General features: G+C 59.1%; 23 protein-coding genes and 1 tRNA gene. 13 read left to right on the top strand and 11 right to left on the bottom strand.

Features of this window, described 5'->3' with window-relative positions; translation table 11 throughout:
• Nucleotides 1-9: 9 nt before the first annotated feature.
• Both pfkB and ptsP read right to left on the bottom strand, forming a co-directional pair.
• Nucleotides 10-951 carry a 1-phosphofructokinase gene (pfkB, locus tag HBN79_RS13605; protein WP_095020326.1) on the bottom strand — a complete coding sequence of 314 codons (942 nt, stop codon included), beginning with the start codon at nt 949-951 and terminating at the stop codon, nt 10-12.
• Nucleotides 951-3,812 carry a phosphoenolpyruvate--protein phosphotransferase gene (ptsP, locus tag HBN79_RS13600; protein WP_095026378.1) on the bottom strand — a complete coding sequence of 954 codons (2,862 nt, stop codon included), beginning with the start codon at nt 3,810-3,812 and terminating at the stop codon, nt 951-953. The genes pfkB and ptsP overlap by 1 nt, the downstream gene beginning before the upstream one ends.
• Before the next feature lie 339 nt (nt 3,813-4,151).
• Here ptsP and cra point away from each other — a divergent pair, with 339 nt between their 5' ends.
• Both cra and HBN79_RS13590 read left to right on the top strand, forming a co-directional pair.
• Nucleotides 4,152-5,147 (top strand): catabolite repressor/activator, encoded by a 996-nt coding sequence (cra, locus tag HBN79_RS13595; protein WP_095001602.1) that lies wholly within the window; start codon nt 4,152-4,154, stop codon nt 5,145-5,147.
• Between the two features lie 2 nt (nt 5,148-5,149).
• Nucleotides 5,150-5,932, top strand: a complete 783-nt coding sequence (locus tag HBN79_RS13590) for a TatD family hydrolase (protein ID WP_095001603.1) — start codon at nt 5,150-5,152, stop codon at nt 5,930-5,932.
• Nucleotides 5,933-5,989: 57 nt separating this feature from the next.
• Here HBN79_RS13590 and ampE read toward each other — a convergent pair whose 3' ends face one another.
• From ampE to HBN79_RS13575, 3 genes are all read right to left on the bottom strand, one after another.
• Nucleotides 5,990-6,826 (bottom strand): regulatory signaling modulator protein AmpE, encoded by an 837-nt coding sequence (gene ampE / locus HBN79_RS13585; RefSeq protein ID WP_095001604.1) that lies wholly within the window; start codon nt 6,824-6,826, stop codon nt 5,990-5,992.
• Nucleotides 6,823-7,386 carry a 1,6-anhydro-N-acetylmuramyl-L-alanine amidase AmpD gene (gene ampD / locus HBN79_RS13580; protein WP_095001605.1) on the bottom strand — a complete coding sequence of 188 codons (564 nt, stop codon included), beginning with the start codon at nt 7,384-7,386 and terminating at the stop codon, nt 6,823-6,825. The genes ampE and ampD overlap by 4 nt, the downstream gene beginning before the upstream one ends.
• 83 nt (nt 7,387-7,469) lie before the next feature.
• Nucleotides 7,470-8,966, bottom strand: coding sequence for a DUF1631 family protein (locus HBN79_RS13575; RefSeq protein WP_095001606.1), 1,497 nt, complete (start codon nt 8,964-8,966; stop codon nt 7,470-7,472).
• 348 nt (nt 8,967-9,314) lie between these two features.
• Here HBN79_RS13575 and nadC point away from each other — a divergent pair, with 348 nt between their 5' ends.
• Nucleotides 9,315-10,163, top strand: a complete 849-nt coding sequence (gene nadC / locus HBN79_RS13570) for a carboxylating nicotinate-nucleotide diphosphorylase (RefSeq protein WP_095001607.1) — start codon at nt 9,315-9,317, stop codon at nt 10,161-10,163.
• Nucleotides 10,164-10,285: 122 nt separating this feature from the next.
• On the opposite strand, the gene HBN79_RS13565 is transcribed toward nadC, so the two are convergent.
• The 4 genes from HBN79_RS13565 to HBN79_RS13550 form a co-directional block, all read right to left on the bottom strand.
• On the bottom strand, nt 10,286-10,777 hold the full coding sequence (locus HBN79_RS13565; RefSeq protein ID WP_095001608.1) for a methylated-DNA--[protein]-cysteine S-methyltransferase: 492 nt from the start codon (nt 10,775-10,777) through the stop codon (nt 10,286-10,288).
• Nucleotides 10,778-10,779: 2 nt separating this feature from the next.
• Nucleotides 10,780-12,270 carry a DNA-3-methyladenine glycosylase 2 gene (locus tag HBN79_RS13560; RefSeq protein ID WP_169916797.1) on the bottom strand — a complete coding sequence of 497 codons (1,491 nt, stop codon included), beginning with the start codon at nt 12,268-12,270 and terminating at the stop codon, nt 10,780-10,782.
• A 115-nt stretch (nt 12,271-12,385) separates the two neighbouring features.
• Nucleotides 12,386-12,461 (bottom strand) — tRNA-Thr (locus tag HBN79_RS13555).
• 157 nt (nt 12,462-12,618) lie between these two features.
• Entirely contained in the window at nt 12,619-13,026 is a 408-nt protein-coding gene (locus HBN79_RS13550) for a prepilin-type N-terminal cleavage/methylation domain-containing protein (protein WP_095001615.1), read from the bottom strand.
• Nucleotides 13,027-13,237: 211 nt separating this feature from the next.
• Here HBN79_RS13550 and HBN79_RS13545 point away from each other — a divergent pair, with 211 nt between their 5' ends.
• From HBN79_RS13545 to yacG, 4 genes are read left to right on the top strand one after another with little or no spacing between them, the layout of a single operon-like run.
• Nucleotides 13,238-14,455 carry a type II secretion system F family protein gene (locus HBN79_RS13545; RefSeq protein WP_169916796.1) on the top strand — a complete coding sequence of 406 codons (1,218 nt, stop codon included), beginning with the start codon at nt 13,238-13,240 and terminating at the stop codon, nt 14,453-14,455.
• Nucleotides 14,452-15,318, top strand: a complete 867-nt coding sequence (locus HBN79_RS13540; protein WP_169916795.1) for an A24 family peptidase — start codon at nt 14,452-14,454, stop codon at nt 15,316-15,318. Before HBN79_RS13545 ends, HBN79_RS13540 begins: the two co-directional genes overlap by 4 nt.
• A 1-nt stretch (nt 15,319) precedes the next feature.
• Nucleotides 15,320-15,943, top strand: coding sequence for a dephospho-CoA kinase (coaE, locus tag HBN79_RS13535; protein WP_095018262.1), 624 nt, complete (start codon nt 15,320-15,322; stop codon nt 15,941-15,943).
• Entirely contained in the window at nt 15,940-16,143 is a 204-nt protein-coding gene (yacG, locus tag HBN79_RS13530) for a DNA gyrase inhibitor YacG (RefSeq protein ID WP_016779444.1), read from the top strand. The genes coaE and yacG overlap by 4 nt, the downstream gene beginning before the upstream one ends.
• 112 nt (nt 16,144-16,255) lie before the next feature.
• Here the strand turns inward: yacG and HBN79_RS13525 are convergent, their stop codons facing one another.
• On the bottom strand, nt 16,256-16,945 hold the full coding sequence (locus tag HBN79_RS13525) for an energy-coupling factor ABC transporter permease (RefSeq protein ID WP_095001619.1): 690 nt from the start codon (nt 16,943-16,945) through the stop codon (nt 16,256-16,258).
• 109 nt (nt 16,946-17,054) lie between these two features.
• Here HBN79_RS13525 and HBN79_RS13520 point away from each other — a divergent pair, with 109 nt between their 5' ends.
• The 4 genes from HBN79_RS13520 (at nt 17,055) to HBN79_RS13505 (ending at nt 19,804) form a co-directional block, all read left to right on the top strand.
• Nucleotides 17,055-17,684, top strand: coding sequence for a DUF1780 domain-containing protein (locus tag HBN79_RS13520; RefSeq protein ID WP_095001620.1), 630 nt, complete (start codon nt 17,055-17,057; stop codon nt 17,682-17,684).
• On the top strand, nt 17,681-18,208 hold the full coding sequence (locus HBN79_RS13515; protein ID WP_169916794.1) for an MOSC domain-containing protein: 528 nt from the start codon (nt 17,681-17,683) through the stop codon (nt 18,206-18,208). Before HBN79_RS13520 ends, HBN79_RS13515 begins: the two co-directional genes overlap by 4 nt.
• 54 nt (nt 18,209-18,262) lie before the next feature.
• Entirely contained in the window at nt 18,263-18,436 is a 174-nt protein-coding gene (locus HBN79_RS13510) for a DUF3094 family protein (RefSeq protein ID WP_088378952.1), read from the top strand.
• A 66-nt stretch (nt 18,437-18,502) separates the two neighbouring features.
• Nucleotides 18,503-19,804, top strand: a complete 1,302-nt coding sequence (locus tag HBN79_RS13505; protein ID WP_095001623.1) for an NAD(P)/FAD-dependent oxidoreductase — start codon at nt 18,503-18,505, stop codon at nt 19,802-19,804.
• Nucleotides 19,805-19,951: 147 nt separating this feature from the next.
• On the opposite strand, the gene HBN79_RS13500 is transcribed toward HBN79_RS13505, so the two are convergent.
• Nucleotides 19,952-21,349, bottom strand: coding sequence for a glutamate decarboxylase (locus HBN79_RS13500; protein ID WP_095001624.1), 1,398 nt, complete (start codon nt 21,347-21,349; stop codon nt 19,952-19,954).
• A 171-nt stretch (nt 21,350-21,520) separates the two neighbouring features.
• Between HBN79_RS13500 and glsA the strand changes: the two genes are divergently transcribed.
• Nucleotides 21,521-22,474 carry a glutaminase A gene (gene glsA / locus HBN79_RS13495; protein ID WP_095001625.1) on the top strand — a complete coding sequence of 318 codons (954 nt, stop codon included), beginning with the start codon at nt 21,521-21,523 and terminating at the stop codon, nt 22,472-22,474.
• Nucleotides 22,475-22,489: 15 nt separating this feature from the next.
• Entirely contained in the window at nt 22,490-24,022 is a 1,533-nt protein-coding gene (locus HBN79_RS13490; protein WP_095001626.1) for an amino acid permease, read from the top strand.
• The last annotated feature ends 118 nt before the right edge of the window (nt 24,023-24,140 follow it).

Here is a 24,140-nt window from a genome sequence, read left to right as displayed (position 1 = left end):
GGATTCCTTTTATTCTTCTGTCAGGGGGCGAACGCGAACGCCGCTTTCGAGCGTCGCCAGGTGCGCTGCATCGCTGATACCAAAACCGATCTGAGTAACGGCCATTGCCGCAATGGCAGTGGCGGTGCGCAGGGTCTGCTCGGGGCTATGGCCGCTGAGCAAACCGTGGACCATGCCCGCCAGCAGCGAGTCGCCTGCGCCCACCGTGCTGGCGACGCTGACCTTGGGCGGCAACGCTTGCAAGGCCGGCCCACGGCTGAACCAGTTCACGCCTTCTGCACCGTGGGAAATCACCACGTGCTCAACGCCCTGTGCCTGCAAAGCGGTTGCGGCTGCAACCTGGGCTGCAAGGTCGCTGATATCGCGGCCCAGCGCATCGCTGAGTTCTTCGGTGTTGGGCTTGATCAACCACGGCCCCGCTGCCAGGCCCTGCTTCAAGGCCTCGCCGCTGGTGTCCAGGATCACTTTCAGGCCCTGAGCCTTCAAGCCCAGCAGCAGATCGTGCAGCCATTGCGGGCTGACGCCTCGGGGCAAACTGCCAGCCACCACGACCGCGTCATGCCCGGGAGCAATGCGCTCAAGGGTATCGAGCAAGGTTTGCTGCGCCTGTGCGTCAACCTGCGGCCCCGGCCCGTTGAGGTCGGTGACGCGGCCATCGTCTTCAGCCAGCTTGATATTGCTGCGGGTTTCGCCCGGCACACGGATAAAGGCATCGACAAAACCGCGACGCTTGAACAGGGCATCGAATGCTTGTGCATTGTCCTCACCCAAAAAGCCACTTACCGTCAGCGTGTGGCCCAGATCGGCCAGTACTTGCGCCACGTTCAGGCCCTTGCCGGCAGCATGGGTCAGCATCAGCGGGCTACGGTTAACCTCCCCCGGGGCCAGTTGCCCAAGACGCACGGTCAAGTCCAGTGCCGGGTTGAGGGTGACAGTCAGAATACGGGCCATCAGAGCGCCTCCACCAACGCACGAACTTCATCCGGGCTGCCCACGCTCAACGCTTCGGCGGCCAAGGTTTTCAGACGATCCATGCTCAACTCGCGTACCCGCGCCTTGACCTCGGGGATGCTGCGCGCCGAAACGCTCAGCTCATCTACGCCCAGGCCCACCAGCACAGGCACGGCCAGCGGATCAGCCGCCAGCTCGCCGCACACGCCCACCCATTTGCCGTGGGCGTGGGCCGCACGCACGGTGATATCGATCAGTTGCAATACCGCGGGGTGCAAGCCGTCAGCCTGGGCCGACAGGGTCGGGTGGCCACGGTCGATGGCCAGGGTGTATTGGGTCAGGTCGTTGGTGCCGACGCTGAAAAAGTCCACTTCCCTGGCCAGCACGGGCGCCAGCAAGGCAGCCGACGGCACTTCGATCATGATCCCCAATTGCAGGTCAGCCACTGGAATTTCCAGGCGCAAACGCTCGGTCATGTCACGGGCGGCACGCCACTCGGCCACGCTGCCCACCATCGGGAACATGATACGCAGCGGGCGGTTGTCGGCTGAACGTAGCAAGGCGCGCAACTGACTTTCCATGATCTGCGGCCGTTGCAGCGTAAGACGAATGCCACGTACACCCAAAAACGGGTTTTCTTCTTTCTCGATCGGCCAGTACGGCAGCGGTTTATCGCCGCCCACGTCCAGCGTGCGTACCACCAGCGGCCGGCCAGCCAGGCCGTCGAGTACACGACGGTATTCGGCTTCCTGAGTCGCCTCGTCCGGTACTTGCGAATGGGCCATGAAAATCAGTTCGGTGCGCAGCAGGCCAATGCCTTCGGCGCCCTGCTCCACCGCAGTGGCGACGCCCTTGCTCTCACCGATATTGGCAAACACTTCAACCGCATGACCATCCTGGGTCACGGCCAGTTCGTGGCGCTGGGCAGAGGCTGCCAGCAAACGCTGCTCACGGCTGTCGCGCTCCTGGGTGGCACGCTGCAAGGCGTCGGCATCCGGGGAGACGTGCAGGCGACCGCGCTGGCCATCAATCAACAATTCAGTGCCCGGCGCCAGCAGCAGCACCGCCTCGCCCGCGCCAACCAGGGCCGGAATACCAAGCGCGCGGGCGACAATGGCGCTGTGCGCAGTCGCACCACCGCGGGCGGTTAAAATGCCTGCCACCCGCGCCGGATCAAGGCGCGCCACATCAGAAGGGCCGACCTCATCCATTACCAGCACATAAGGCTGGTCAGGCTCGGCCGGGGTTTCGACGCCACACAGCTGGGCCAGCACGCGACGGCCGATATCCCGCAGGTCCGCTGCCCGCTCGGCCAGCAGCGCATCCTGCAAGGACTCCTGCTGACGCGCTGCGGCCTCGATCACTGACATCCACGCGGCTTCGGCGCTTTCGCCCTGCTTGAGGCGCGAATCCACTTCATCGGTCAGTTCAGGGTCGTCGAGCATTTCCTGGTGGGTAATGAAAATTTCGCGAATGGCCTTGGACTGGCTGCGCGTAATCAGGCCTTCAATGTCCTTGCGCACTTCGCTCAGGGCTTTTTGCAGACGCTCGCGCTCGACCACGGAAGACTCGCCACGCAGCGGGTAATCGAACGTTTGCAGCACCTGTATATGGGCAGGGCCAATGGCAATGCCGGGCGATGCGGCAATCGCCTGCACCAGGCTGCCAGCCGCCGGGGCGGTAAGCACCGTGGCAATTTCGGCGACACCGGGCACGGCTTCAGCCAACGCCGGCAACGGCTCGACTTCCTCGCCCAAACCTGCCTCGACCGCGGCCAGTAGTGCAGGCAATGCATCGTTGGCGATATTCGGCTCGGCGACAAATTCCAGCACCTGACCGCGACGGGCACCCAGGCTCAGCAGCTTGCTCAAGCTCTTGGCAGATACCGCCGAATCCTGGCCATCGACGATCCGGACGCGGATTTCGCCTTCAAAACTTTTCGCCAGTTGCGCCAGCACTTTGGCCGGCCGCGCATGCAGGCCGTGGGCGTTGGCCAAGGGAATACGGGCACTTGGCCAGTCGGCCGGCAGCTCGCCGCCCAATACTTCAAGCACGGCACGGCGGCTGGTGGCACTGCCCAGTTCGTGGCCACGACCGGCAATCAGTAGCGCGCACAAGCGCTCCAGCAAGGCCTGATGCGCTTCGCCAAGGCTGGCCAGGCAGAACAGACCGCTCAGCGGCTGGCCCAGATAGCGCATCGGTTTGTCCGGTGTCACAAACGCCAGCCCCGGACGTTTGACAGTTTGCTCGCTATGCAGCCACCACAGGCCATCGCCCAGCGGCAGCGCATCGACTTGCTGCAGTACGGCAGCAAAGCCATTGCTCACGCAATCAGCCTGACGCAGCAGACGGGCACCACGCCATACCAGTTCCTCAAAGTCATCGGCAGACACACCCAGGCCGATCATCTGTGCATCCAGCGCCAGCTCCTGTGGTGCGCCCTGCAGCAGTTTAAGCAAGGCTTCGGCGGAGCTGGCGCGACGCAGGGCCTCACCCAGATCGGTTTCGCCCAGGGCACGGGTCAGCAGTTGCAGCAAACGTAAATGTTCGTCGGACTTTGCGGCAATACCGATGGCCAGGTACACCATCTGGCCATCACCCCAGTCCACCCCCTCGGGGAACTGCAACAGGCGCACGCCCGTGGTGAACACCAGCTCACGTGTTTCGGGCGTGCCGTGGGGGATGGCAATGCCCTGACCCAGAAAGGTCGAACCCTGAGCCTCACGCGCTTGCAAGCCACTCAGATAGCCTTCGGCTACCAAGCCATCGGCGACCAGTTTATCGGCAAGCAATTGCAGCGCCGCAGACTTGTCCACAGCCGTCTGGCCCATGGATATCTGCTCTATGGTGAGCTCGAGCATGCGTTCTCCTTTCCGGTACTCAATGGCAACCGGTATTGTTTTGAATTAAGTCAGCTTAGGTCGCTCTTCCCGTGCTGCGTCAGTTGATGCGTGGCAAGCACATCACTGCCGGGTTCGAGGCCTTTAAATGCGCAGGCTGAAACGTTTAATCAAGAATACCCGGCACGTTACTGCATAATTGCCCGCGCTTGAAGTCCAACTTGTCGTATTGCCTGGCGGCAGCGGGTAGATGTCGCAAATAAATACTGCGCACCCATGACAGACGATGGTCGGCTGCCTTTATCGGTTAGGATTGTTCACAATGTCGACATGTACTACAAAAAATAAGGAATTTTCGGCGTGAAACTCAGTGATATCGCTCAATTGGCAGGTGTTTCCGTAACGACTGCCAGCTATGTCATCAATGGAAAAGCCGAACAGCAGCGCATCAGCAGCAGCACGGTCGAGCGCGTACGTGCGGTGGTCGAGGAGCACGGCTTTACTCCCAACCCGCAGGCAGCCGGGCTGCGCAGCCGACACACGCGCACCTTGGGGTTCATCCTGCCGGACCTCGAAAACCCGAGTTATGCGCGCCTGGCCAAGCAGCTCGAACAAGGCGCCCGTGCCCGCGGCTATCAGTTGCTGATCGCCAGCTCCGACGATGCACCGGACAGTGAGCGCCAATTGCTCAAGCTGTTTCGTGCCCGTCGCTGCGATGCCCTGTTCGTAGCCAGCTGCTTGCCCGCAGAAGATGACAGCTACCGCCAGTTGCAGGACCTGGGCATGCCCATCATCGCCATCGACCGGACCCTGGAGCCGGAGCGCTTCTGCTCGGTAATCAGTGATGATTGCGAAGCCAGCCTGCAATTGACCCGCAGTCTGTTGCAGCCTTTGCCGCGCCAGATTGTGTTGATCGGTGCGCGCCCCGAACTGAGCGTCAGCCAGGCCCGTGAAGCGGGTTTCAAGCAAGCGGTCGAAGGGTTCAAGGGCGAGGTCCTGATCGAACACGGCAGTGCGTTCAGCCGTGAATGTGGACGGCGGATCATTGATGATTTGCTGGCACGCCAGGGCCACTTCCCCGAAGCGCTGATCACCACTTCATATGTGCTGTTGCAAGGGATGTTCGACGCGTTGCTGGAGCACCCGACCCAGCGCCCGCCATTGCGCCTTGCCACGTTTGGTGACACCCAGTTGCTGGACTTCCTGCCGCTGCCAGTCAATGCTATGGGCCAACAACACAAGCTGATTGCCGAAACAGCCCTGAACCTGGCCCTGGCGGCGATTGAAGAGCAAAACTACGTACCCGGCATCCATGCCATTGCCCGTAACTTCAAACAACGTATCCATCAGGCCTGAGCATGCAGCTGATCGACACCCACACTCACCTCGACTTCCCTGAGTTCGACGCCGACCGCCCACAGGTACTGGCGGGCAGTCGGGCACTGGGGGTTGAAAGCATGGTGGTTCTGGGGGTTTATCAGAGTAATTGGCAGAGCGTGTGGGACTTGATCCAAACCGACAGCCAACTGTATGCCGCGTTTGGCCTGCACCCGGTGTACATCAATGAGCATCGCCCCGAGCATATGATTGAACTGGGGCAATGGCTGAGCCGCCTGGCAGGGCATCCTCAGGTGTGTGCTGTGGGCGAGATCGGCCTGGACTACTTTTTGCCCGAGCTGGACCGCCAGATCCAGCAACAGTTGTTTGAAGCCCAGTTGCAATTGGCCGCCGACTTTAATCTGCCCGCCCTGCTTCATGTTCGGCGCAGCCATGCGCAGGTAATCGCCACCCTCAAGCGTTTCAAGCTTCAGCGTGGCGGGATTGTTCATGCCTTTTCAGGCAGTCGCGAAGAAGCCCGTGAATATATAAAACTGGGATTCAAGCTGGGCCTGGGGGGGGCTGCCACCTGGCCACAAGCTTTGCGCTTGCGCAAAGTGCTACCTGATCTGCCGCTGGACGCCATCGTGCTGGAAACCGATGCCCCCGGCATGGCCCCGGCCATGTACCCCAACCAGCGCAACAGCCCGCAGTACCTGCCTGATATTTGCCGGGCGCTGGCCGAGATAATGGGCATCAGCCCCGAGCAATTGGCAAAGGCGACAACAGCCAATGCCTGCGAAGTCTTTGGCTGGAAGCGCTGACTTATACCCCTGTAGCAGCTGCCGAAGGAGCGAGGCTGCTACAGATCTTGTGTAATCTCAGAGCAACAACGCCCACACCGCGAAGCACGCATACCACAACACCGCCGCCCGCAGCAGCAAGGCCCACAGGGTGTCGAGGCTGCTCACGCCCTCAGGCCCGGCCTGTGGCGCAGGGATTTCAGCAGCTGCGCAGCCGGCTTTGTTGATCAGCTGCGCAGCACTGATGTCCCAGCTCAGCAACTCATGCAACATCACCCGGCTAACCGCTGCAAAATTACCCACCAGGGCAAAACTCGCGGCCAGCAACCGCACCGGCAACCAGTCAAAAGCATGGCGCAATTGCCCGGCACGCTCCACCAACGCCGGGTTTTGGCTGTGCTCCTGCGCCAGGGCCAGCAGGCGATAGCTCAGGATCACCACCGGCCCCAGCAGGAAGTACCAGAAAATAACCGCAAAGAAGCTCTGGTAGGCCTGCCATAACAAATGCCCCTGCACCCTCTCCAGCAATTGCTCACCGCTGTCCGCATTTATGCTCAGGTCACGCTCGGCAACATGGGCGGCGGCCTGCAAATCACCACGACGCCAGGCATCACGAAACGGCCCGAGCCCCCCCAGCAAGTCTCCACGCCCAAGGCTGTAGATCACCACCAGTAAATGTATCGGCAGTGCCAACAGGCCATAAGCCACCGGATGCAGTACCACCAGCAGCAAGCCCAGCACCGCCGCAGGCAAGGCAATCAGGATAAACAACACCCACCATGGCTTGTTGCCAAGCCTTGGGCTGGTTTCAAGTTTGTGCAACTCGCGCAACCAGCCGCCATCACGCTGCAGACGCTGACGCAGCCCCGAGAATTTCTCGACCACAATCGCCAGCAGTAACACCACAAAACTCATTGTTTATCTCCTGTGTGCTGCAACGCGCTGCGAAAACGCGTCCAGTCAAAAGCCGGTCCCGGGTCCGTCTTGCGTCCCGGCGCCACGTCGCTATGGCCGCAAATCCTGTGCCGGGTAATGGCAGGAAACTGCATCTGCAATTGTCGGGTCAAGGTTGTCAGAGCCTGATACTGGGCATCCGTAAAAGGCAGCTCATCGGTGCCCTCAAGTTCAATGCCCAGAGAAAAATCATTGCAGGTCTCACGTCCTTCGAAGCTCGAAACGCCAGCATGCCATGCGCGATCAAAACAGGAGACAAACTGGGTAACAGTGCCGTCACGCTCGATCAGAAAATGTGCGCTCACGCGCAGGGCACTTATACCTTCAAAGTAAGGATGTTCTGTGACGTCCAGTCGATTCTGGAAGAATTCCTGGACCTTACCGGTGGCGAACTGCCCCGGCGGCAAGCTGATGTTATGAATGATCAGCAGGGAGATTTCATCACCCGGGCGCGCATTGAAGTTGGGTGACGGGCAATGGCGCACGCCTTGAAACCAGCCGCTCGCGGGGTCCATCTGCATACAGGCTCCTTTAACAGGCAAAACCAAAGGCCCAGTATGCCGCGATGCGCGCATCGATGGGGAGCAATCTGCGCTATACGCGATTACTCGCCGCCAGCCTGACGCAAACTGTCTATCACCGACTCCAGAGCCCGATCGATCAACAGGCGGTCATCAACCAGCAGGATACTGCCATTGCGCAGGTGCACGATTAAATCGTTGCGGCTTTTTTCCAGCACCTTGGCCCCGATACGGTTTACAAAGATATGCGTACCGTCCGGCTCAAGAATCGTAATCAGCTTGCAACGCAGGCGGGTGGTCTCATCTTCTTGCAGTTCGATCCAGGCCCCAACCCGCAACTGACTGACCAACAACAACCCCAACTGAGCTTGCTCATCGAGAACCGGTGAAGGCCATGAGCGCACCGGGTTGCGCTGCACCGCAGGGCGGCAACGCACCTGTTCGGCATCCCGGGTGCGCTGCTCAAGCAGCTCGGTGCGGCTGCGCTCGCCGCGGGTAAACATCGAAAAATCATGCAGCAACGACTCAAGCAGCGCCGGATTATTGCCCGCGTACCGGGCCAATTGCAGCACCACGTGCTCGACCTTGCGGTACAGCGGATCGTTGCAACTATTGGCACCGGCGTCCCAGCCAATGGCTGCATCGGCCATGACATTGAGCAGACGCCGGGCCGGATGGCTGTCACAGCTGAAGAAGTTCTGATCACGCCGGGCGATCTGGAGCATGGGTTCACGCAACAAGCCCAGCAGTTTTTTCAAAGGCTGCGAAAGGTTGCGATCATCGCTGATGTAGTCGAACAAAAGCCCGATCAGGTTACTCGCATCCTCACCCGCCCCTGGCAACTCCTGGGCATGGATATCGGCTTTGGCGGCGCAGCACGACTCCCTGTCCGACAGATCTGGCAGCACTCCGGTGGCAATCAACAGCTGGTTGGCGTCGGCGTACAGCTGCCCGGTCTGACTGAGCAGGTACTTGTCGAACAGGCGCAGCATGATCAGCTTGACCTTGATGTCCATTCCCTGGTCACGTTCGGCCTGCAAAAAATATTCGCACAGCATCGCCGGCCCCAGCGGGTTGTTCTGTTCATCCAGTGGCATGCAGCTCAGGGTGTTGAGGCGTGTGCTCAACTGACACAAAGCCAGCTGGTTGCGGCTCAGGACCTTCGTCACCATTGCATTGGTTACCTGAGCGCGCTCAATGTTATCGGCCATCAGCGAGAACACCGCATGCCCTGCGGGAACGACCTGCAGGGCTGGCTCACTGACATCAGGCAGGGTCAGACGGATAAAGGCATCGAACAGACGCTCAAGAAAACCGCGTTCAATGCTTTTTCGTTTGAGCCGCACATCGCGCATGGCCTCAAAGAACAGGCTCTGATCGGTATCGCTCTGCGCCTTGTCGGCCATTTCAAACAGGGTCTGGTCGGCATTTTCGAACAGCACCTGCAGTTCGTTGCGCAACTGCTGCGCAGCCTTGTCATGCACCTGCAGCAGGATCACAGGCAGGCGGGTAAGCGGCGAGTGCATCGCCAACTCCTTAGTGGTCCTGCTCCCAGGCCCCACTTTCCCGTCATTTTGCATCCTGGCCTCCCGGAAGGATTTCTTCGTTTGCCAGTGAACGCGCGTGGTCAGAGCCATTTTTGCCGCTCACTAACAGAAACCGGCGAGTGCATTGGGCACTGGCCGGTGAATCGGAATTTAGGGCAATGGCAGCACGTCAAAGCTATGGCGCCAATAGCAAGGCGGATTATCTTGTAAAAGATGGCGCTTGTACCAGCGGACTCTTCATTTGAGTGATTGCAGGTGCAAATTAATGTTCAAAGTGCCGAAAACAGCACATTGCAGGTATTTGCATGTGACTCTTCGCACACCTTGGGTTCACCGGTGGCATGCCCCTATAATCGGCGCACTTTGTTTGTGGAGCTCGTTATGCCGAATTTACGCCTGGCCGACCTCACTGCCGAAATAGAAGCCAACGTGCGCCGTGCGTTAGCCGAAGATATTGGCAGCGGCGATATCACCGCACGGCTGATCCCGGCCGAGCGCCTGGCCAAAGCCACGATCATTACCCGTGAAGCAGCAGTGATCAGCGGCACAGCCTGGGTCGACACTGTGTTCCGCCAGCTTGACCCTCGGGTTGCCGTGCATTGGCAGGTGGCCGATGGCGATCGCGTGAGCCCCGACCAGGTACTGTTTCATCTTGAAGGCCCGGCCCGCTCGCTGCTCAGCGGTGAACGTAGCGCGCTGAACTTTCTGCAAATGCTGTCAGGCGTCGCCACCCATGCCCAGCACCTCGCTGATCAGGTGGCCGATACGCGGGTCAAGCTGCTGGACACACGCAAGACCCTGCCGGGTTTGCGTATGGCGCAGAAGTACGCGGTAACCTGTGGTGGCTGCCACAATCACCGTATTGGTCTGTACGACGCCTTTTTGATCAAGGAAAACCATATCGCTGCCTGCGGCGGTATCGCGCAAGCCATCAGTGCCGCGCACAAGATTGCCCCTGGCAAGCCGGTTGAAATCGAAGTGGAAAGCCTGCAAGAACTGAATGAAGCGCTGGCGGCAGGTGCGGATATCATCATGCTCGACGAACTGAGCATGGATGACATGCGCGAAGCGGTACGCCTGAACGCGGGCAAGGCCATGCTGGAAGCCAGCGGCGGTATCAACGAGTCGACCTTGCGTCCGATCGCCGAAACCGGCGTGGACTACATCTCGATTGGCGCCATGACCAAGGATGTGAAGGCGGTGGATCTGTCGATGCGGTTGAGCCTGTAAGCCCTGCACACCTTTGCTGTGGGAGCGGGCTTGCTCGCGATGGCCTCACTGGGGTTCGCCAGATACACCGCGGTGCCCGCATCGCGAGCAAGCCCGCTCCCACAAAAAGCACAGGTTTTGCATCAGCCGTGCCGGCGGCACTTGATCTCATGCTCTAGCAGCCATTGCTTGGCTGCCAGACCTCCGGCAAAACCGGTCAAGGTGCCATTGCTGCCAATCACCCGATGGCACGGGATGATGATCGGGATCGGATTGCGCCCGTTCGCCGCTCCCACTGCCCGGGACGCCTTGGGCCGATGGATCTGCTGTGAAATCTGGCCGTAACTGGTGGTTACCGCAAAGGGAATGGTGGTCAGGGCCTGCCATACCGACTGCTGAAAGTCGGTGCCTAGCGGCTTGAGAAACAGGTCGAACGTCTGACGCTCACCCGCAAAATACTCCTCCAGTTGACGGCGAACTTCGGCAAGCTTTGGTGGCGAATGCACCCACCCGTCCTGTGGTACATGGGGCCGGCGATCCAGCTCGAAACGCACTTCGCGCAACCCTTCATCATCAGCGACCAGAAACAGTGGCCCAATCGGTGATGGCATTTGTTCGTAGTAAATCTGCGTCATGTTCACACCTTGCGCGCTGCAATCGAATCGGTAGCTGCGCGCCATAAATACATCACGGAATAGGCCCGCCACGGGCGCCAGCTTTCAGCCAGTGCCTGCAGCGCTTTGGTACTTAACGGCTCACCCTGGGGGTTGGCTTCACGGCGCAGAATCAGATCGGCGGCCGGAAATGCATCTGGGTGTTTGAGCACGCGCATGGCGATGTAATGCGCGGTCCATTCGCCAATACCGGGCAGTTGTACCCAGCGCTCGATAAAACGCTCCAGGGGTTGCTCCACGGCGAAGTCGACGCGCCCTTGTGCAAGGGCGCGGGCGATGCCCTGGATCGTATTGATGCGCGCCTGGGTTATGCCCATTTGCCCAAGATAGGCTTGCGCCAGCTGCTCAGGGCCGGGAAACAGACGATCCAGCCCCGAGCCCTTGTCGGCGTCAATGGCAATGCCATGGCGCTGCACGATTCGACTGGCCAGGGTGCGTGCTGCAGCCACACTGACTTGCTGCCCCAGCACGGCCCGCACCGCCACTTCAAAACCGTCCCAGCCCCCCGGCAATCGCAGCCCCGGATAACGCCCGATCACAGGCGCCAGCAGCGGGCTGGCACTCAAGGTACGGGCGATGGCCAGCGGGTCGGCATCCAGATCGAACATGCGCCGAATCCGCGTGACCACCGCCAGCATTTGCCCCGGCGGCACATTGCGCAGCTCCAATTGCAATGCATGCTGCTCACCCGGCCAGGCGCTGACCCTCAGCCAGCCGGGAGCTTCAGGGTTGCCAAACACCCGCTGATAACTGTGGCCATCGACCTGTTCGATACCGGGCAAGGCCCGGGTCTGCAGAAAGCCCAGCAAGGCCGCAAAGTCGTAAGGCGGGCGATAGCCCAGGCGCAACACCAGCGCCTTGTCTGCCCGTGCCTTCGGGCTGCGCCTGAAGGCACGGGGCTCGGCATGATTGGCTTCGGCAAAAGCCGCATTGAAACGACGCAGACTACCAAAGCCGGAAGCCATTGCCACTTCAGTGATCGACAGGTCGGTTTCGGTCAATAGTTGCTTGGCAAACAGCAGGCGCCGGGTGGAATGCACGGCCATCGGCGGCGCCCCGAGATAGTGAACAAACAGACGACGCAATTGCCGCGCACCGATGTCCATGCGCTCAGCCAACTCTTCCAGCGAGTGCTCTGCCAGGTAACCCTCATTAATCAGCGTCAAGGCGCGCGACACCCGATGCTCGCCCTGCAACCAAAGCTGATTACCCGGTGCCAGCTCGGGCCGACAACGTAAACAGGGGCGAAAGCCTTGGGCCTGAGCCGCTGCCGCGCTGGGGTAATAAACCACGTTTTCGGCTTTTGGCGCACGGGCCGGACACACGGGGCGGCAGTAGATCCGGGTGCTGAGTACGGCAGTGAAAAACACCCCGTCAAACCGCGCATCACGGCTCAGGCGAGCGATTTCGCAGGCAGCGGTACTGGGCGTTGACAGGCGGTTATCTGTATTCATGGTCCGCAGAATAGCACCGCGTTTTGGCCGATTCTCGCCATTTTCGGACGTCAAAGTGCCTGGTGCTGCCCCTGAACGAAAAAGCCACCCGGCATTGACCGGATGGCTTTTTAAATGGTGCCGGAGACAGGAATCGAACCTGCGACCTTCGCGTTACGAGTGCGCTGCTCTACCGACTGAGCTACACCGGCGGTATCAGTAAAACTAGCAGCGCTGGCAAAAACCGGCAATTGCCGCATGTGTGCCGCTGCAGGAGCGGGCCTGCTGACCAAGGTTGTTGGTAAATCGCGATATTCTTGAGCCCTTGGCGCCCAGGCTTCACACACTCGGCATTACGACCATCGCGGGCTATTTGCACGCACCGCTGGCCAGGCAGGTACCATTTTGCGTCCAGTTCAGGGTGCCCCCCGAATTGCTCGGGGTCGGCACCAATACGCTGACCCAGCCGCCTGCTGCCTGGGTCCCCGCCATGGTAATCACACCATCGACTACCGTCATGCCCGCTGCCAGGTTTTCCGTCGCTTCGGCCGGCCCCGGGATGCCGTTGGTGCCCGCATCACAGGCCATCAGATCATTGGTCTGGCTGTAGCACAGGGCGACGGCAGTCTTGTAGGTATTGCTGATGGTGTTCACCTCGGCAAAACGGGTCTTCATCACGTGCTCGTGGTAAGCCGGAAATGCGAACGAAGCAATCAGACCGATAATTGCAACCACAATCATCAGTTCGATCAGGGTGAAGCCTTGTTGTTGTTTCACATGAAGTCTCCAGAAAAGGGGCACCCACAGGTGCCAGGCAGTGCTGTGCAGGCAAAAAAGTGCGCACAGGCTATCAAGGTTAGTGGGCCGTTGCTCCACAACTGCATCGCTGACACTTCTGGTCACTCTCAACTTGCCGGGTCAAGGCTCGGTGCATCTAGTCTTTGGGCTTACAGCACAGCCGGGCGCGCCGCGCTCCAAGGATCGATGCATGGCAACACAGGCCGTTAAAAACAGCCTTTACCGGTGGGAAGGCACCGATCGAAATGGCATTAAAACCAGCGGGCAAATCACGGCGGAACACCACACAATGATTCGGGTCCAGCTACGCCGCCAAGGTATTACCGTTAGTAAAATCCGCCGCCATTACAGTCACACACTGAATGCGGGCAAATCGGTCACGGCACTGGATATCACCCTGTTCACCCGCCAACTGGCTACCCTGATCAGCGCGGGCATAACTATGCAGCAAGCTCTGAAGGTTATCGCCAACGGTTTCGAGAGCCGTGCCATGCGCCAGCAGGTCACCGAACTCCAGCAAGACATCGGCGCAGGCACCAGCCTGTCGGCGGCGCTGCGCAAAAAACCGGCACATTTCGATCCTCTGTTTTGCAGCCTCGTCGAAGCTGGCGAACTGGCCGGGGCTCTGGACGTGTTGCTGCAACGGGTGGCGACCTACAGGGAAAAGACCGCCACTCTGAAAAAGAAAATCAAAAAAGCCATGACCTACCCCAGCGCCGTGCTCATGGTCGCGCTGGCGGTGTGCGGCATTTTGCTGATCGAAGTGGTTCCGCAGTTCCAGGGCGTTTTCCGCTCATTCGACGCGCAACTGCCAGTGCTTACCTTGTGGGTGATCGGCCTGTCGGACAGCCTCCAGGCGCATGGTCTATGGCTGCTGCTTTTTTGCGGCATCACCCTTGCTGGCCTTCACCATCGCTACAAGCACTGCGCAACCTGGCGCCAGCGCGTTGATCGCTGGCTGCTGAAACTGCCCGTCATGGGCAATCTGCTGCACATGTCAGCCATAGCCCGTTTTGCCCGCACGCTGTCGACGACCCTGGCTGCCGGCGTGCCTTTGCTCGAAGCGCTGAACTCCGTAGCCAGCGCCACTGGCAATAGCCTGTACAAAGACGCGGTGCTACGACTGAAGAAGCAGGTTGCAACGGGTAGCCAGATCCATGTGGCCATGGCCGCTGCCGGAGTATTCCCGGGCATGGCAATCCAGATGACAGCTATTGGCGAAGAATCCGGCACATTGGACAGCATGCTTGACCAGGTTGCCGCCTATTATGAAAGCGAGGTCGACACTCTGGTCGACAACCTGACAACCTTGCTGGAGCCGATAATCATGGTGGTACTTGGAGTCATGGTTGGCGGGCTGGTCATCGCCATGTACTTGCCGATATTCAACCTTGGCCGGGTAATATGAGCATGATTGATTTGCTGAGCCGTCACCCCGACGCTTTTATTGCCTGCGCACTGATACTCGGCTTGCTGGTAGGCAGTTTTATCAATGTGCTGGCGTGGCGATTGCCAAAAATGCTTGAACAGGAATGGCAAGCCCAGGCCCGCGAGGTGCTGGATTTGCCCGAGCCAGCCAAAGGCCCTGTGTATAACTTGCTGCGCCCGCGCTCTCACTGCCCCAATTGCCGGCATTCGCTGCGCGTCCGAGAGAACATCCCGCTACTGAGCTACCTGTTTTTGCGTGGCAAATGCTCGCAGTGCAAAAGTGCCATTAGCCTGCGCTATCCCCTTACGGAACTGACCTGCGCGGTATTGTCGGCTTTTGTCGCCTGGCATTTCGGTTTTGGCGCCCAGGCGGGCTGGATGCTTCTGCTGACCTGGGGGTTATTCGGCATTTGCCTGATCGATATCGAGCATCAAATCGTGCCTGACGTGCTGGTTTTCCCTCTGCTGTGGCTGGGATTGTTGCTCAACAGCTTCTCCCTGTTCACCACTTTGGGGCAGGCCGTATGGGGGGCCGCGCTGGGCTATGCAAGCCTGTGGTCGGTGTTCTGGATATTCAAACTGGTCACCGGCAAGGACGGCATGGGCTACGGCGATTTCAAGTTGCTGGCCGTACTCGGGGCATGGGGCGGGGTTGCGGTTCTGCCGCTAACCCTCCTGCTCTCTTCACTGCTGGGGGCGACGGTGGGGCTGGGGCTTTTGGCCATGCGGCGAGCCAAAACCAGTACCCCGATCCCCTTTGCGCCGTATCTGGCAATTGCCGGCTGGATTGCATTGCTCTGGGGTGGTCAAATAACCGGCTTCTATTGGCAGGTTTCGGTTTGACATGATGACTCCACCCTCCAAACCCTGGATTCTCGGGCTTACCGGCGGTATCGGCAGCGGTAAAAGTGCCGCTGCCGAGCACTTCGCCGCGTTGGGCATACATGTGGTGGACGCCGATCATGCGGCGCGCTGGGTCGTTGAGCCGGGACGCCCGGCGCTGGCCAGTATTGCCGAACACTTTGGAGCACAGGTGCTGCAAGCCGACGGGCAACTCAATCGTGGCGCATTGCGCCATCTGATCTTCACCGACCCCGAGCAACGCCGCTGGCTTGAAGCACTGCTGCACCCGCTGATTCGTGAAGAGATCGCAAACAATCTGGCACAGGCAAAATCGCCTTACGCCATTCTGGTTTCGCCGCTGCTGATCGAGTCCGGCCAATACACCACAACCCAACGTGTACTGGTGATCGATGCACCGCAAGCCCTGCAGATGCAGCGCACCCTTGTGCGTGACAACACCACCGAACAGCAAGTCCAGGCCATTCTCAAGGCACAGGCCAGCCGCGAAGATCGCCTTCGTCACGCTGACGATGTGCTGGTCAATGACAAGGATCTGAAGGCGCTGCAGACTGAGGTCGAGCGCCTGCATCACTTTTATTTAACTTTGCGTGGAGGCCAACCATGACCAAACCTATGACCATCGACTGCCCGACCTGTGGCACAGCCGTGCAATGGGATACCACCAACGCTTTTCGCCCGTTCTGCTCGGACCGCTGCAAGCTGATCGACCTGGGTGCCTGGGCCAGCGAGGAACACAAGATCCCGGTCAGCCCGGATGCTGAAGATGATCTGTTTTCCGAGGACCTGAGCGAGCGCTTACATTAAAAACCAAATCCTGTAGTCGCTGACGAGGTACGAAGGCTGCGATCGAGCCCGAAGGGGTCGTGCTTTTAAAGAGCACAGGCCCTGAGGTCCATCTCGCAGCCTGCGTCGGCGATTACGGCTTTTCTCCATCATCCTTCCATGGCGCCGCCAGGTAGCGGGTGCGGTTAAAGGTCTCAAGCCACTCCGGGCAGAACACCACCAGTGCGGTTACCAGCATCCCGTTGATAAACGCTTCGGGAAAGATGATCAGCCACAGATAGCCGACAAAGTCCTCCAGCCAATACGGCATGACGAACAACCCGTCCAGCCACAACACACCCAGCACCGCCCCTATGCACAGCAACGCCGCCAACGCTGCGGCAAAAAAACCCGAGCAAAAGATATACACAAAGGGGTTACGCGGTTGCGCACGCTCGACCATACGCGCACACCCTTCGGTCACTGCTATCGGCAACAGAATCAGCAGCACGCCGTTGACACCCATCGCGGCCAACTCCTGACGCCCCAGCAACACCAGTCCGACTTGCGCCAGAAGCGCACCGACGACTGCCAGCGGCCAGTCGAGCAGCAACGTGACCACCGTCAGGCCAATAAAGTGGTAAGACACCCCGCCTTCAAAGTCACGCCGTACCAGCCAGAGCAAAAACAGCCCGAACACCGTGCCAAACAACAGGTGCTGGCGCCGCGTATCGGTAAACAGCTCAACCCAGGGAGCACGCCAGATGGCCCACAGCACAACGGGAACATAGATCAGCCAGCCGATGACCAGCGTTTGTGTGGATAACACCTGTGTACTTATCATCGGCCTTGCCCTGCCTTGTCAAAACACACCGTTCAACCCTCCCTGTCGGATGCAACTGAGTCTACACCCGGACTTTCAGTAACACCTGTTTCAAGGCTAAGCTGCGTGCATGGACGACTCAGATTATTTACGCCTGCTCACCATCCAGGCCGAGCAAGCCAATGCCTTTTTATCCAATGCCCGCAAATGGGAGCGTGAGCGTTGGGTCTGCCAGCGCCTGTTGCAAGGCCTGAATATCCCCTACCACAGTGAAGATTTCCGGCAGGCGGGCCAGGAGCCTCCCGATGTGCTGTTCGGCGATGCACGCTTTGAGGTGTTCTTTGTCCTCGATGAGGGCCGGCGCCTTAACGATGAATGGCGCGCGGAACTGCAGCGCAGGCGCAGCGCCTACTCCCTTAGCCAATTGGTCCGTCGCGAAGCACGGCCCAAACGGATTCCGGCGAGCAAGCTGTTGCAGCGGCTGGGCCCCACCCTGCATAAAAAAGCCACTAACTACAAAGAGCGCGATATCGACCTGGGGCAGCTGGATATCATTGCGTTTTCCAGCCTCAAGCGCGAAGTGCTGGACCTTAACAGCCACTTTCCGCCGCCGACTGAATATTTGCGCCAGGGCTGGCGCTCGCTGTCGCTGGTAGGGCCGACCTTTGCCCGGGTGCTGTTTGCCCAACCGGACGCTCCGGATTTTTTGCGCAACAACCTGGGACGCAGCATTATTTTTGATGTGGGTATCAGCCTGTGAGCCCGTTGCAGGCGCTTATTGCCGATGTGCCGCAAACCGGGCGCGTGTGCTGGATCGGCGTACGCCCCGAGTCCCGGGCAGACATGCTCGAACTCGACGCGGTTGAAGCCCGCCGCGAAGCCGGGCTGACCGGCGATCATGCCCGGCCCGGCGCCCGCAATGCCCGCCAGGTGACGCTGATACAATGGGAACACCTGGCCGTTATCAGCTCACTGCTGGGGCGCACGGAGGATCAGCCGATCCTGGCGCAGGACTTGCGCCGTAACCTGGTGATCCGCGGAATCAACCTGTTCAGCCTCAAAGGCCGGCGCTTCAAGGTTGGCCAGGCCATTTTCGAAACCACTGGCTGGTGTCAGCCTTGTGCCCGACTGGAGCAGCGTCTGGGCCAGGGGACTTTTCAGGCGGTACGTGGCCACGGCGGGATCACGGCCCGGGTAATCGAAAGCGGGATCATTCGTCTAGACGACGAACTGCGGGTCGAGCCGTTAGGCCCGCACGGCTATGCTTCATTTCATCCCGGTTGATCAATGCTGTAGCTTTTACACACCCAGCAACGTCTATTTGACGAGGCCAAAAATATGCCCAGTCGCCTGAACCCCGATGATCTGAAGCGTGTCGAAGAGTACCTTCAATTGCCACAAAATCAGGTTGAGCGCCGCCCTTTCAGGCCCTGGCTGCTCCTTGCCATAGTGGTGATCGCGGTGATCGGCATGGGCCTTTTGAGCCGCCTCCTGAGTTACCTGGCGCTATGAGCTGCATTGCGCTCGCCCGGGGCTACTCAGGCACAGAATTTTTTTCAAGCCTTGTGAGTGATATCCATGACCCATCGTATTGTTATCGTCGGCGGCGGCGCCGGCGGCCTGGAGTTGGCGACCCGCCTGGGCAAGACTCTGGGTAAGCGCGGCAAGGCCAGCGTCACGCTGGTCGATGCCAACCTGACCCATATCTGGAAACCGCTGCTGCATGAAGTCGCTGCCGGCTCATTGAACTCATCGGAAGACGAGCTCAACTACGTCGCCCAGGCCAAATGGAATCACTTTCAGTTCCAGCTGGGCCGCATGAGCGGGCTGGATCGTGAACTGAAAAAGATCTCATTGTCGGCAACCCTCGACGAAAACGGCCAGGAACTGGTACCTGCCCGCGAATTGGGTTACGACACCCTGGTGATTGCGGTGGGCAGTACCACCAATGACTTCGGCACCAAAGGCGCGGCCGAACACTGCCTGTTCCTCGATACCCGCAAGCAGGCCGAGAAATTTCATCAGCAACTGCTCAATCATTACCTGCGTGCCCACGCAGGGCAAAGCGATACGCTCGAACAGATCAGCGTGGCCATTGTCGGCGCAGGTGCAACCGGAGTCGAGCTGGCTGCCGAACTGCACAATGCCGCCCACGAACTGGCAGCCTATGGCCTGGACCGGATCAAGCCGGAAAACATGCATATCACCCTGATCGAAGCGGGCCCACGGGTATTGCCTGCCCTGCCGGACCGTATCGGCGGGCCTGTGCATAAAACCCTGGAAAAACTCGGGGTCACCGTGCTGACCAACTCCGCAGTCAGCGAAGTAACTGCTGACAGCTTGATAACCAAAGATGGTCAGGTGATTCCTGCAAGTTTGAAGGTTTGGGCTGCGGGCATTCGTGCACCTGGCTTCTTGAAGGAAATTGCCGGGCTGGAAACCAACCGCATTAACCAGTTGGTGGTACGCCCTACCCTGCAAACCACCCGTGACGAGAATATTTTTGCCTTTGGCGATTGCGCCGCCTGTCCGCAACCCGGCACCGACAAGCTGGTGCCGCCTCGCGCCCAGGCTGCTCACCAGCAGGCGTCGTTGCTGGCCAAGTCGCTGAAATTGCGCATTGAAGGTAAAACTCAGCTGCCGGACTACACCTACCGCGATTATGGCTCGCTGATTTCCCTGTCGAGCTTTTCGGCTGTGGGTAACTTGATGGGCAGCCTGATGGGTACCGTTATGCTGGAAGGCTGGTTGGCGCGGATGTTCTATATCTCGCTATATCGCATGCACCAGATGGCGCTGTACGGCACCTTCCGCACCTTGATGCTGATGCTGGGCAGCAGGATCGGACGCGGCACCGAGCCGCGCCTGAAACTGCACTAAGTGCGACTACTCTGTAGTCGCTGCCGAAGGCTGCGACAGTAAAAACTGCAACTGTGGGAGCGAGCCTGCTCGCGAAGGTCGTTCGCGAGCAGGCTCGCTCCCACAATAGGGCTTGATCTACAACAGAGTATCTACAGCGCCGCGTAATCAGCGCCCCGCGTGATTACCCGCCTCGGCTTCACGGCCTTTAAAGCCGTGGGGCTGATGCTCGTCAAAGAATTTCACCGCGCGCACAAAGTCCTCCAGCAACAACTTGGCCATGTCGATCGACATACCCTGCTTCACCAGAATCCGCTGCACCACTACGTTCTCGACATTTGCCGGCAAGCTATACGCAGGTACCAGCCAGCCACGGGTGCGCAACCGGTCTGCCAGGTCATACAGCGAATATGAAGTTTTCGCCCCTGGCTTCAGACGCCAGGTCAACGCCGGAATCCCCAGCTGCGGGTCACCGTTATAGAGCATCTCGAACGGTCCGACCTTGACCAGTTCAGCCGCAAGAAACTGTGCCGTCTGGTAGCAGGCTGAATGAATACGCTCATAGCCTTCACGCCCCAGACGCAAGAAGTTGTAGTACTGCGAGATGATCTGCCCGGCCGGACGTGAAAAGTTAAGGGCGAACGTAGGCATATCACCCCCCAGATAATTCACATGAAACACCAGCCCTTCAGGCAGTTCCTTTTCATCCCGCCAAACCACCCAGCCCGCGCCCAGCGGAGCCAGGCCGAACTTGTGCCCGGAGGTACTGATGGACTTGACCCGCGGCACGCGGAAATCCCAAAGAATATCCGGCGCACAAAACGGAGCCAGCATCGCGCCACTTGCACCGTCGACGTGCAGATCAATATTCAGACCCGTGCTTTTTTGCAAGTCATCCAGAGCATCGGATAACGGCTTTACGGTTTCATACAGCCCGGTGAACGTCTGGCCAAAGGTCGGCACTACGACGATGGTATTTTCATCGACCCGCTCCAGCATGTCCTCGGGGGTCATAAACCAATGCCCTTCCGACATCGGCACTTCACGAATTTCGACGTCCCAGTAACGGGCAAATTTGTGCCAGCACACCTGCACCGGACCGCACACCATATTCGGCGTAGTTGTCGGCTTGCCTGCCGCCTTGCGCACCGCACGCCAGCGCCACAATGCAGCCAGACCACCCAGCATGCAGGCTTCGCTGGAGCCTACGGTGGAAGTACCGATGGTGGTAGCCGCTTCCGGCGAATGCCATAAGTCCGCCAGCATATGAATACAGCGGTTTTCCAGCTCCGCAGACTGCGGGTACTCATCCTTGTCGATCATGTTCTTGTCGATCGACAGGTCCATCAACTTGTGGACCTCGTCCTCTTCCCACGTCTGGCAAAAGGTCGCGAGGTTCTGCCTGGAGTTTCCATCCAGATACAACTCATCGTGGACCAGTTGGAAAACCTCACCCGGCGCTTGCTCAGCCTCGGGGAACAGCTTGATTGCAGCGGCATGAGCCAGCGCAGAAGAACCAAATACGGGGTCGACGTCCTTGTTGCGCTTGATACGGTGCAGTGCCATGTGAACTCTCCTTGAGTATTGGTCAATCTATGAGCCCGCCGTTGCAACTCTGGCTCAGCTTCGGCCCAGCCAGCATAGCCAAGCATTTGAGGTCTGCCGTCCGATTTCCGACCACCGTGCATTTTCCGATCTATAGTCTCGATTCTCGATAGTACTCACGGAGCGAGCACGATGAAGCAAAGACCCACGACCGTAGACAGCACGGTAAAACAGGCGCTGGACCAGTCCCTGCAACGGTTTGCCAGCAATCAGCACGGCAAGAACGCCAGCTACATCCCTTACCTGGCCTCAGTGCCATCCCATCTGTTCGGCATCAGCATCATGTTCTGCGACGGTACCCATGCAGAAGTCGGCGACACCGATTACGCCTTCGCCATCGAGTCGATTTCCAAGGTATTCACCCTCGCCCATGTACTCGATGAAGTGGGACCGCAAGCCTTGCGCAGCAAGATCGGTTGCGACCCCACAGGTGAGCCGTTCAACTCGGTGATTGCCCTGGAACTGCATAAGGGCCGACCGCTCAACCCCTTTGTAAACGCAGGCGCCATGGCCACTGTCAGCCTCCTCGAAGCCGATACGGCGCAAGCGCGCTGGGACCAGATCCAGGCGACTTACAACCTTTTCGCCGGGCGTGAACTGACGGTCAACGACGAGGTTTATCAATCGGAAGCCAAGACCAACCAGCACAACCGCGGCATTGCCTGGCTATTGCAGAGTTACGGCTATATGTACGCCGACCCGATGGAAGTGTGCGCCGTCTACACCCGTCAATGTTCCGTGGCGATCACCTGCCATGACCTGGTGACCATGGGCGCTACCCTGGCCAATGGTGGCGTCAACCCGATCAGCGGAAAACGCGCGGTTCGGGCCAACAACGTGGCGCCAATCCTCTCCGAGATGACCCTGAATGGCCTGTATGACACCACCGGAGACTGGTACTACAAAGTCGGCCTGCCCGGAAAAAGCGGGGTCGGCGGCGGCATTCTGGCGGTGGTTCCGGGGGTGTGCGCCATCGCCGCCTTTGCCCCGCCACTGGACGGAGCCGGTAACAGCGTTCGCGGTCAACTGGCCGCCGAATACCTTAGCCGCACGCTCAATCTGAGCCTGTTGCACGAATTCGCGTAAGGGAGCGGGATACTTATGGCTACCACCAGCAAAGCTAAAACCTACATGTCCTGGCTGACCATCTGCTTTATGATGGTTGCCGCTGTTGCCAGTATTCGTTCGTTACCCAGCATGGCCGTCTATGGTCTGGGCTCGGTCTTTCTCTATGTCATCCCCGCACTGCTGTTTTTCATTCCGGTATCCCTGGTCGCCTCTGAACTGGGCACAGGCTGGAACGGCGGGATTTATGGCTGGGTAAGACAAGCCTACGGCGACCGCCCGGGCTTTTTCATCATGTGGTTCATGTGGGTACAAGTGGTGGTCTGGTACCCGATTGTGCTCGGGTTTGGCGCCAGCACCATGGCGTATCTGATCAACCCTGAACTGGCCAAAAGCGGTGTATTTACTGCCGCCGTCATCATCGTTTTATACTGGCTATCGACATTTGTGGCACTTAACGGGCTGACAGCACTGTCGAAGCTGACGTCATGGTTCATGCTGCTGGGCACCGCATTACCCGCCGCGCTGCTGGTTTTGCTCGGCGTCGCCTGGCTGGTGCTGGGGCATAAATCAGCCACCCCGTTGACTTGGGATGCCTTGATCCCGGCCATTTTCGATACCCACTCCACAGTCAAATCCGGCTCGCGCAACCTGCACCCGGACTTCTGGCAGGAATTTACCGGCGCCATTACCGGCCTGGTACTGATTGTGAGTAACTTCCTGGCGTTTGCCGGTATCGAAATGAACGCCATTCACGCCCGTGAATTGCGTAACCCGCAAAAGGAAATGCCCCGGGCGATTCTCTTGGCCTTCTTTATGATCCTGCTGGTGTTTATCCCGCCCACGGTGGCGATTTCGCTGGTGGTACCCGCTGACTCAACCAGCCTTACCGCCGGGGTTATCCAGGCTTACGCTGCGTTCTTCCAGGGCTTCGACATGCCATGGGCAACCCCGATCATGGCCATTTTGCTGATTATCGGTGCGTTGGGCGGGGTACTGGCCTGGACTGCCGGGCCGTCTACCGGCTTGCTGTTCGTCGGTAAGGCCGGAATGCTTCCACCTGTGATGCAGGAAGTGAACAAAAAAGGCGTGCAAAAAAACATTCTGTATTTACAGGCCGTTATCGTCACGCTGCTGTCGACGATTTACATCTTTCTCGACAATGTATCCGATGCCTTCTGGATGATCAGTGCGATGGCGGCGCTGATGTACCTGATCATCTACGTATTCATGTTTATGGCGGCCATGAAACTGCGTAAAACACAGCCCAATGTAAAACGCGGCTATGTGCTCAAGGGGCTGCATGGCTGGTGCTACTTGGGGTTGTTTTCAACCTGCGTGGCGCTGATTTTCGGCTTTATTCCGCCCAACAGTTTCAGCAGCATGCCGTTTTTCGAATATGCGGGGATTTTGTTGCTGGGATTGATCGTCGCAGGCGTGCCGCCGTTTATCTTCTATGCATTGCGCAAGCCGTCATGGCAGATGGTTCCCAAGGCAGAAGCAGATCAGTATTCGGCCGCGCTGCAGGATCTTCAGGACGCGGACAACAAGGCTGCAAACCCAAGCTGAAGCAAAAACCTCGTAGCAGCTGCCGAAGAACGAAGGCTGCGACTACAGGGTTACGTTTCCTACAGGCATAAAAAAAGCGTCCAATGGACGCTTTTTTTATGGCTACTGGAGCCGAACA

The sequence above is a fragment of the Pseudomonas sp. WS 5051 genome (genome assembly GCF_012985715.1).
Taxonomy (GTDB): domain Bacteria; phylum Pseudomonadota; class Gammaproteobacteria; order Pseudomonadales; family Pseudomonadaceae; genus Aquipseudomonas; species Aquipseudomonas bubulae.
This window is presented reverse-complemented; position numbering and strand designations above follow the sequence as displayed.

Bases quoted from the DNA above. Each gene is read 5' to 3' on its own strand.
- pfkB (WP_095020326.1), bottom strand. From the start codon at position 951: ATGGCCCGTATTCTGACTGTCACCCTCAACCCGGCACTGGACTTGACC.
- ptsP (WP_095026378.1), bottom strand. From the start codon at position 3,812: ATGCTCGAGCTCACCATAGAGCAGATATCCATGGGCCAGACGGCTGTG.
- HBN79_RS13590 (WP_095001603.1), top strand. From the start codon at position 5,150: ATGCAGCTGATCGACACCCACACTCACCTCGACTTCCCTGAGTTCGAC.
- ampE (WP_095001604.1), bottom strand. From the start codon at position 6,826: ATGAGTTTTGTGGTGTTACTGCTGGCGATTGTGGTCGAGAAATTCTCG.
- ampD (WP_095001605.1), bottom strand. From the start codon at position 7,386: ATGCAGATGGACCCCGCGAGCGGCTGGTTTCAAGGCGTGCGCCATTGC.
- HBN79_RS13575 (WP_095001606.1), bottom strand. From the start codon at position 8,966: ATGCAAAATGACGGGAAAGTGGGGCCTGGGAGCAGGACCACTAAGGAG.
- nadC (WP_095001607.1), top strand. From the start codon at position 9,315: ATGCCGAATTTACGCCTGGCCGACCTCACTGCCGAAATAGAAGCCAAC.
- HBN79_RS13565 (WP_095001608.1), bottom strand. From the start codon at position 10,777: ATGACGCAGATTTACTACGAACAAATGCCATCACCGATTGGGCCACTG.
- HBN79_RS13560 (WP_169916797.1), bottom strand. From the start codon at position 12,270: ATGAATACAGATAACCGCCTGTCAACGCCCAGTACCGCTGCCTGCGAA.
- HBN79_RS13545 (WP_169916796.1), top strand. From the start codon at position 13,238: ATGGCAACACAGGCCGTTAAAAACAGCCTTTACCGGTGGGAAGGCACC.
- HBN79_RS13540 (WP_169916795.1), top strand. From the start codon at position 14,452: ATGAGCATGATTGATTTGCTGAGCCGTCACCCCGACGCTTTTATTGCC.
- coaE (WP_095018262.1), top strand. From the start codon at position 15,320: ATGATGACTCCACCCTCCAAACCCTGGATTCTCGGGCTTACCGGCGGT.
- yacG (WP_016779444.1), top strand. From the start codon at position 15,940: ATGACCAAACCTATGACCATCGACTGCCCGACCTGTGGCACAGCCGTG.
- HBN79_RS13525 (WP_095001619.1), bottom strand. From the start codon at position 16,945: ATGATAAGTACACAGGTGTTATCCACACAAACGCTGGTCATCGGCTGG.
- HBN79_RS13520 (WP_095001620.1), top strand. From the start codon at position 17,055: ATGGACGACTCAGATTATTTACGCCTGCTCACCATCCAGGCCGAGCAA.
- HBN79_RS13510 (WP_088378952.1), top strand. From the start codon at position 18,263: ATGCCCAGTCGCCTGAACCCCGATGATCTGAAGCGTGTCGAAGAGTAC.
- HBN79_RS13505 (WP_095001623.1), top strand. From the start codon at position 18,503: ATGACCCATCGTATTGTTATCGTCGGCGGCGGCGCCGGCGGCCTGGAG.
- HBN79_RS13500 (WP_095001624.1), bottom strand. From the start codon at position 21,349: ATGGCACTGCACCGTATCAAGCGCAACAAGGACGTCGACCCCGTATTT.
- glsA (WP_095001625.1), top strand. From the start codon at position 21,521: ATGAAGCAAAGACCCACGACCGTAGACAGCACGGTAAAACAGGCGCTG.
- HBN79_RS13490 (WP_095001626.1), top strand. From the start codon at position 22,490: ATGGCTACCACCAGCAAAGCTAAAACCTACATGTCCTGGCTGACCATC.